Here is a 5375-nt window from a genome sequence, read left to right as displayed (position 1 = left end):
TCTCCGACCGGCTCAAGCCCTGGGAGGTCATCGCGGAGCGGCTGCGGGCCGCGGCCTCGGCCGATCTGGTGCTCGCGCTGTACAACCCCGGCTCCCGCAGCCGGACCTGGCAGGTCGGCAAGGCGCGCGACCTGCTGCTCGAACACCGCTCGCCGGACACGCCCGTGGTGCTCGGCCGCGATGTCGGCGGCCCCGCCGAGAGCGTGCGCACCGTGCGGCTCGCCGATCTCGATCCGGCTGAGGTGGACATGCGCACGATCCTGCTCGTCGGGTCATCGCAGACCCGCTGGGAGCAGCGGGGCGACGGGCAGCAGATAGTGTGGACGCCTCGCCGCTACCCGGAGGACGCGCCCGGCGGCTCCCCGCAGGGCTAGGGCTCCGGTTGTCCTGCTAGGTCCGGCCGGCGCCCTGCGCGCGCAGCCAGGCCAGGGCCTCCTCGGGGGTTCCGGCCACGCTCACGCCGCCGGGCACCGGCGGGCGGCGCACCACGACCACCGGGATCCCGGCCTCGCGGGCCGCGGCCAGCTTGGGGGCGGTGGCGGCGCCGCCGCTGTCCTTCGTGACGACGACGTCGATGCGATGGCGGCGGATCAGCTCGCGCTCCCCCTCCAGGGTGAACGGGCCGCGGTCGAGCAGGACCTCCATCCGGGCGGGGTGCGGTGCGTCGGGGGCGTCCACCGAACGCATGAGGAACCACAGCTGGTCCAGAGCGGCGAAGGCGGCAAGCCCCATGCGCCCCGTGGTGAGGAAGACACGCTGCCCCAGTGCGGGCAGCGCGTCGGCGGCCTCGGCCAGGGAGCCGACCGGGTGCCAGGTGTCGCCCTCGCCCGGCACCCAGCCGGGCCGGCGCAGGGCCAGCAGGGGAACATGGGCGGCAGCGGCGGCAGCGGCCGCGTTGAAACTGATCGTCTCGGCGAAAGGATGGGTGGCATCGATGAGCGCGCTCACCTCGTGTGTCCGCAGCCATGCGGCAAGCCCGTCGGCTCCGCCGAAGCCGCCCACGCGCACCTCGCCCGGCGGCAGCTTCGGGCTCGCCACCCGTCCGGCCAGGGAGCTGGTCACCTGCGCTGCGGCGGGCAGCGTCTCCACCAGTGCCTCGGCGAGGCGGCGGGCCTCCGTCGTCCCGCCCAGTACCAAAACGTGCATCGGATCCATCCATGGGTGAGGCGAAAGGCGGGCGCAGCGCCCAACTCAAGCACACCGGTCTGCGGCCCGGCTGGACGACCGGTGCCTGCGCCACCGCAGCGGCCACGGCCGCCTACACCGCCCTGCTCAGCGGCGACTTCCCCGACCCGGTGACCATCACCCTGCCCAAGGGCCAGACACCGGCTTTCGCCCTGGCCGTCGAGGAGCTGGCCGGGGAGTGGGCGACCGCGGGAGTGGTCAAGGACGCGGGCGACGACCCCGACGTGACGCACGGCGCGCTGGTACGGGTCACCGCCCGGCGGCAGCCGCCGGGCTCGGGCGTGGTCTTCAAGGCGGGGCCCGGCGTGGGCACGGTCACCCTGCCCGGGCTGCCCCTCGACGTCGGCGAACCCGCGGTCAATCCCGTGCCGCGCCAGATGATCCGCGACCACATCGCCCGGGTCGCCGCGGAGCACGGCGGCTCGGGTGACGTCGAGATCACCGTCTCCGTGGACCACGGCGAGGAGATCGCCCGCTCCACCTGGAACCCCCGCCTCGGCATCCTGGGCGGCCTGTCGATCCTGGGCACGACCGGGATCGTGGTGCCCTACTCCTGCTCGGCGTGGATCGACTCGATCCGCCGCGGCGTGGACGTGGCACGCGCCGCCGGGCACACGCATGTGGCGGGCTGCACGGGCTCGACCTCGGAGAAGACGGTGGTGACCGAGTACGGCCTGCCGGAGATCGCCCTCCTGGACATGGGGGACTTCGCGGGCGCGGTACTCAAGTACGTGCGCCGGCACCCGGTGGACCGCCTCACGGTGTGCGGCGGATTCGCCAAACTCTCCAAACTCGCCGCCGGACACCTCGACCTGCATTCGGCCCGCTCCCAGGTCGACAAGCCCTTCCTGGCCGCGCTCGCCCGCAGGGGCGGCGCGGACGAGGCGCTGGCGTCCGAGGTGGAAACCGCCAACACGGGCCTGGCCACGCTCCAGTTGTGCCAGGCCCGGGGTGTCCCGCTCGGCGACCTGGTGGCCGTGGCCGCCCGCGACGAGGCGCTGGCGGTCCTGCGGGGCGCGCCGGTAGCCGTGGACGTCATCTGCATCGACCGGGCAGGCACGGTCGTCGGCCGCAGCAGCGTGCGCTGAGAGATTGCACGCGAGCCCGCCTACGCTCCTGTCCGGTAACGGACCTCCCCGAACGGCCAGTCGGACGCCAGCCAGCCCCCCACGGCCTCGCGCAGAGGCCCGTCCAGATCGGCACGGGACGCGCGCACCCACGAGCGCACCTCCGTCACGTGCGCGGTCGAGTCCGAGGGATAGATGTAGACGCACCCGATGACCGCATCGGCGTCGTCGAGAACCGTGTACGTGAAACCGGCCCGCTTCTCGAAGTCGCTCGCGTGGCTTTCCAGGTCCCGGAGATTGTCGGCCGGGCTCATTCCGGCAGGAGGCGGCCACCCTCGCCCCTGGAAATCAGCTGTGGCACGGATGTACTCGATGCTCGACGTCCAGGCGTCATGATCTGCGTCGTTGTGCTGCGGCCCGAGGGGCTCCAGACGGAACCCCTCGGCGGCAAGATCCGAGGGAACGGCGAAGTCGTCGGGGACGAAAGGCTGCTCAGACATACCAGGAAGCTATCGGTCCGCTCCGGCGCGGGCACAGGAATAAATCCGGCCCCGCCAAACGACTCTCAGCAAGCGTGCCGGTCGCGTTCGGGTGAGTAGAGGTGGCTGTCGCGGAACTGTTCGGCGCCCAGGGTGCGGCCCACCATGATGACGGCGGTGCGGATCACGCCCGCCGCCTTCACCTGGGCCGCGATCTCGTCGAGGGTGCCGCGCAGGATGAGTTCGTCCGGGCGGGAGGCCAGGGCGACGACTGCCGCGGGGCAGTCGGCGCCGTAGTGCGGCAGGAGTTCCTCGACCACGCGGTCCACGTACTTGGCGGCCAGGTGCAGCACGATCAGGGCTCCGCTGCGGCCCAGCGTGGCCAGGTCCTCGCCCTCGGGCATCGCGGTGGCCCGCTGGGCGATCCGGGTCAGGATGACGGTCTGGCCCACGGTGGGGACGGTCAGCTCCCGCTTGAGCGCCGCCGCGGCGGCCGCGAACGCGGGCACCCCCGGCACCACTTCGTAGGGCACGCCCGCCTCGTCCAGGCGCCGCATCTGCTCGTTGACGGCGCTGAAGACGGACGGGTCGCCCGAGTGCAGGCGGGCCACGTCGTGGCCCTGCTGATGGGCGGTGACGAGTTCGGCGGTGATCTGGTCGATGTCCAGCTGCGCGGTGTCGACCAGACGCGCGTCATCGGGGCACTCGGCGAGCAGTTCGCGGGGCACCAGACTGCCCGCGTACAGGCACACCCCGCAGGAGGCGAGCGTACGCGCGCCGCGCACCGTGATCAGGTCGGCCGCACCGGGCCCCGCGCCGATGAAGTACACGGTCATTGGTTGTCTCCTGAGGGTTCTGCCGGGGATTCTGCGGCGGGTTCCGCTGCGGGCGGCGTCGGGGGTTTGCGTACGGACCACTGCGTGACCGGCATCGCCTGGCGCCAGCCGGTGAAGCCGCCGACGGGCACCGCGTGCGCGACGGCGAGGCGGACCAGATCACCGCCGTGCCTGCGGTATCGCTCGGTGAGCAGCGCCTCGGACTCCAGCGTGACCGTGTTGGCGACCAGGCGCCCGCCCGCGGGCAGCGCCTCCCAGCACGCGTCGAGCAGGCCGGGCACGGTAAGACCGCCCCCGATGAACACGGCGTCGGGCGTGGGCAGTCCGCTCAGGCTCTCGGGCGCGCGACCGGTGATCACGCGCAGGGCGGGCACCCCGAGGTGTGCGGCGTTGCCCTCGATGCGCCGGGCCCGCACCGGATCGCGCTCCACGGTGATCGCACGGCAGGAGGGGTGGGTGCGCATCCACTCGATCGCCACGGATCCCGAGCCGCCGCCGATGTCCCACAGCAGCTCGCCGGGGGCCGGGGCCAGCACCCCGAGGGTGGCGGCGCGCACGTGGCGCTTGGTGAGCTGGCCGTCGTGCTCGTACGCCGTGTCGGGCAGCCCGGGGACGGCACCGAGACGCAGGGCGTCGGGGTCGCGCCGGCATTCGATCGCGATGACGTTCAGCGGATCGCCCGGCGGGTGCGCCCAGGTCTGCGCGGTTCCTTCGACGCACGCCTCGTTCTCGCCGCCGAGCTGTTCCAGGACGCGGACGGGGCTCGGCCCGAAGCCCTGTTCGCGCAGCAGCTCGGCGACGACGGCGGGCGTGGTGGCATCCGCGCTGAGCACAAGGACCCTGCGTCCGTCGTGCAGGGCGGCGGCAAGGCGGGCCGCGGGCCGTCCGACCAGAGTGACGACCTCGGTGTCTTCCAGCGGCCAGCCGATACGGGCGCAGGCGTACGAAACGGACGACGGGTGGGGCAGAATCCGCAGCCCGCCGGAACCGAGCACTTCGGTGAGCGCCCGACCGATGCCGTAGAACATCGGGTCCCCGCTGGCCAGAACGGCGATCCTGCTGCCCTCGTGCGCGGCGAGCAGACCGGGCACGGCAGGGCGCAGCGGCGAGGGCCACGGCACGCGCCGCCCCGCGCACTCCTCCGGCAGCAGATCCAGCTGACGCTGCCCGCCGATCAGCACCTGCGCCTCGGCAAGCGCCGTACGCGCCGCGCCGGGCAGTCCGGCCCACCCGTCGGCGCCGATCCCCACCACGCTCACCGCAGGAGGGAACACTGCAGGCGGGAGGGGGTGCGCGGCGGATGCGGGGGTCACGGACGGTACCTCGGTGTTCGGGGAGCTGACGCACCCGAACTCTACTGTCCGGCCACTTCCGCACACCGGCCAGGTAGCCCCCGGGGCCCGGGGAGCCGACCGCGCCCGGCACCGCGCTCGGTCGCCGGACGACGCGCCTCCGTCCCGTGCCACGGGCATGTGCCGACCAGCTGAATACGGTTGTCCGGCTTTGCGGCACCGCATTACCTTTGCGCCGTGGATCTCTTCTCAAGCTCCTGGGCAGCATTGCGCGCGGCCGTCGCCGAGCTCCCGGACGAGGACTTCGCGCGGCCGTCCGGCTGTGCCGGCTGGCTCGTGCGGGACCTGGCCTGCCATCTGATCGTCGATGCCCAGGACGTCCTGATCACCCTCGTGACCCCCGCCGACACGGAACCGACCCTCGACGCGCTCACCTACTGGGACGTCACCGCGACGCCGCCGACCGGCGAGGACCCTCTCGACGCGCTGACCGTCCGCCTCGCGGCCGCCTATGGC

Annotated in this window: 6 protein-coding genes and 1 pseudogene; 3 read left to right on the top strand and 4 right to left on the bottom strand. The window is 73.1% G+C overall.

Features of this window, described 5'->3' with window-relative positions; all coding sequences use genetic code 11:
• A pseudogene (locus tag ACQKIP_RS38610) lies at positions 1 to 374 on the top strand (precorrin-3B C(17)-methyltransferase); the annotation flags it as partial.
• A gap of 16 nt (positions 375 to 390) precedes the next feature.
• Here ACQKIP_RS38610 and ACQKIP_RS38605 read toward each other — a convergent pair.
• Positions 391 to 1146, bottom strand: coding sequence for a cobalt-precorrin-6A reductase (locus ACQKIP_RS38605; protein ID WP_365856030.1), 756 nt, complete (start codon positions 1144 to 1146; stop codon positions 391 to 393).
• 11 nt (positions 1147 to 1157) lie between these two features.
• Between ACQKIP_RS38605 and ACQKIP_RS38600 the strand changes: the two genes are divergently transcribed.
• Positions 1158 to 2273, top strand: coding sequence for a cobalt-precorrin-5B (C(1))-methyltransferase (locus tag ACQKIP_RS38600; protein WP_365856028.1), 1116 nt, complete (start codon positions 1158 to 1160; stop codon positions 2271 to 2273).
• Positions 2274 to 2293: 20 nt separating this feature from the next.
• On the opposite strand, the gene ACQKIP_RS38595 is transcribed toward ACQKIP_RS38600, so the two are convergent.
• The 3 genes from ACQKIP_RS38595 to cbiE form a co-directional block, all read right to left on the bottom strand.
• On the bottom strand, positions 2294 to 2752 hold the full coding sequence (locus ACQKIP_RS38595) for an N-acetyltransferase (protein ID WP_365856026.1): 459 nt from the start codon (positions 2750 to 2752) through the stop codon (positions 2294 to 2296).
• 65 nt (positions 2753 to 2817) lie between these two features.
• The gene (gene cobM, locus ACQKIP_RS38590) at positions 2818 to 3567 is read right to left on the bottom strand and encodes a precorrin-4 C(11)-methyltransferase (RefSeq protein WP_365856024.1); all 750 of its coding nucleotides are present in this window, start codon (positions 3565 to 3567) and stop codon (positions 2818 to 2820) included.
• Complete coding sequence (gene cbiE, locus ACQKIP_RS38585) at positions 3564 to 4826, bottom strand: precorrin-6y C5,15-methyltransferase (decarboxylating) subunit CbiE (protein WP_365856022.1); 1263 nt, start codon at positions 4824 to 4826, stop codon at positions 3564 to 3566. The genes cobM and cbiE overlap by 4 nt, the downstream gene beginning before the upstream one ends.
• A 270-nt stretch (positions 4827 to 5096) precedes the next feature.
• Here cbiE and ACQKIP_RS38580 point away from each other — a divergent pair.
• Positions 5097 to 5375 (top strand): maleylpyruvate isomerase N-terminal domain-containing protein (locus tag ACQKIP_RS38580; protein WP_427745214.1); only part of this gene is annotated, 279 nt, incomplete at its 3' end.

This window comes from Streptomyces sp. NPDC059900, assembly GCF_050270335.1.
Lineage (GTDB): Bacteria > Actinomycetota > Actinomycetes > Streptomycetales > Streptomycetaceae > Streptomyces.
This window is presented reverse-complemented; position numbering and strand designations above follow the sequence as displayed.

Excerpts from the sequence above, each read along its gene's own strand:
- ACQKIP_RS38605 (WP_365856030.1), bottom strand. The coding sequence starts at position 1,146 with ATGCACGTTTTGGTACTGGGCGGGACGACGGAGGCCCGCCGCCTCGCC.
- ACQKIP_RS38600 (WP_365856028.1), top strand. The coding sequence starts at position 1,158 with ATGGGTGAGGCGAAAGGCGGGCGCAGCGCCCAACTCAAGCACACCGGT.
- ACQKIP_RS38595 (WP_365856026.1), bottom strand. The coding sequence starts at position 2,752 with ATGTCTGAGCAGCCTTTCGTCCCCGACGACTTCGCCGTTCCCTCGGAT.
- cobM (WP_365856024.1), bottom strand. The coding sequence starts at position 3,567 with ATGACCGTGTACTTCATCGGCGCGGGGCCCGGTGCGGCCGACCTGATC.